Origin of the sequence: Streptococcus parasanguinis (assembly GCF_001578955.1) — a bacterium.
In the GTDB taxonomy this organism is placed as follows: Bacteria; Bacillota; Bacilli; order Lactobacillales; family Streptococcaceae; genus Streptococcus; species Streptococcus parasanguinis_U.
Genome location: NZ_KQ969690.1, coordinates 444,148 through 445,577 on the forward strand (window position 1 = coordinate 444,148; position 1,430 = coordinate 445,577).

Here is a 1,430-nt window from a genome sequence, read left to right on the forward strand (position 1 = left end):
CCCGCTTGGTAAATTCCCCAGGCTCAGCTAATCGAGCGCCTTCGCGGATCACCAATTGCAGGATTTCATTGGTCACCGCAATCCCACCGTGGGTATTGATCTCGATGATATCCTCACGGGTGAAGGTCTTCGGCGAGCGCATGGCTCCAACCATGACTTCGTCGAGGATCTCGTTCTTGTCTGGATCTACGATATGACCGTAGTTGAGGGTGTGGCTAGCCACGCTGGCCAAATCTTTCCCTTTGAAGATCTTTTGCGCAATGGCAAAGCTGTCTGTCCCGCTCAAGCGGACGATACCGATAGCCCCCTCACCGAGAGGAGTAGAGATGGCAGCAATGGTATCAAATTCTTTAGTAATCATGTCATTTCTCTTTTCCTGTAGATTCATCTCTATTCTATCGTAAAGTCAGCAGACGGGCAAGGTTTTGCTTTTAGAACTAAAACTGGAAAGGTTTTCAAATAATTAGTGAAATCTCTTTCAGAATATGCTATACTGTAATAGAATATAAAAGGAGGTCTATGATGGTAAACCTAAAAGAACAGGTAGGAATTAAAGCGGCTGAGTTTGTCAAAGACGGCATGATTGTCGGTCTCGGTACAGGGTCAACTGCTTATTATTTTGTGGCTGAATTGGGTCGTCGCATCAAGGAAGAAGGCTTGCAGATCACAGCTGTCACAACTTCGAGTGTGACCTATGATCAGGCTGAAAGTTTAGGCATCCCGCTCAAGGCTATCGACGATGTCGAAGTGGTCGATGTGACAGTGGATGGCGCAGATGAAGTGGATCCTCAATTGAATGGGATCAAAGGTGGCGGTGGTGCTCTCCTCATGGAAAAAATCGTCGCAACCAATTCTAAAGACTGCATTTGGATCGTGGATGAATCCAAACAAGTTGCAACTCTTGGGGCTTTCAAACTTCCAGTGGAAGTAGTACAATACGGGGCTGAAAATCTTTTCCGTCACTTTGAGCAAAAAGGCTACCATCCTGCTTTCCGTCTTTCGGAAGATCAACGATTTGTAACCGACCAAGGCAACTTCATTATTGACTTGGATCTCAAGGTGATCGAGGATGCACAAGCTCTAGCCAATGAACTGGATCACACCGTCGGGGTTGTAGAGCATGGTTTATTCTTGAACATGATTTCAAAAGTGATTGTAGGGACACCAGATGGCCCTGTCATCATTGAAAAATAGGTTTCTCCAAAGAGGGGCCGGATCTAACACGGCTCTCTTCTTATAGGGATTTGGTATAATATAGCTAGTTTAATAAAGGAAAGAGGCAGTATATGTCGAAATTTAAACGCATGCACTTAGTTGTGCTGGATTCAGTTGGGATCGGTGCTGCACCAGATGCCAATAACTTTGTCAATGCAGGTGTTCCAGATGGAGCATCTGATACATTGGGCCACATCTCTAAAACCGTCGGCTTA

1 protein-coding gene and 2 pseudogenes are annotated in these 1,430 nt (G+C 45.5%); 2 read left to right on the plus strand and 1 reads right to left on the minus strand.

Annotated features, from left to right (window positions below; translation table 11 throughout):
• A pseudogene (locus SPADD19_RS06025) lies at window positions 1–361 on the minus strand (tRNA uridine-5-carboxymethylaminomethyl(34) synthesis GTPase MnmE); the annotation flags it as partial.
• A 161-nt stretch (window positions 362–522) separates the two neighbouring features.
• On the opposite strand from SPADD19_RS06025, the gene rpiA reads away from it, so the two are divergent.
• Window positions 523–1,194 carry a ribose-5-phosphate isomerase RpiA gene (gene rpiA / locus SPADD19_RS06030; protein WP_061455517.1) on the plus strand — a complete coding sequence of 224 codons (672 nt, stop codon included), beginning with the start codon at window positions 523–525 and terminating at the stop codon, window positions 1,192–1,194.
• A gap of 92 nt (window positions 1,195–1,286) precedes the next feature.
• Window positions 1,287–1,430: pseudogene (locus tag SPADD19_RS11620) on the plus strand (phosphopentomutase); the annotation flags it as partial.

Excerpts from the sequence above, each read along its gene's own strand:
- rpiA (WP_061455517.1), top strand. The coding sequence starts at position 523 with ATGGTAAACCTAAAAGAACAGGTAGGAATTAAAGCGGCTGAGTTTGTC.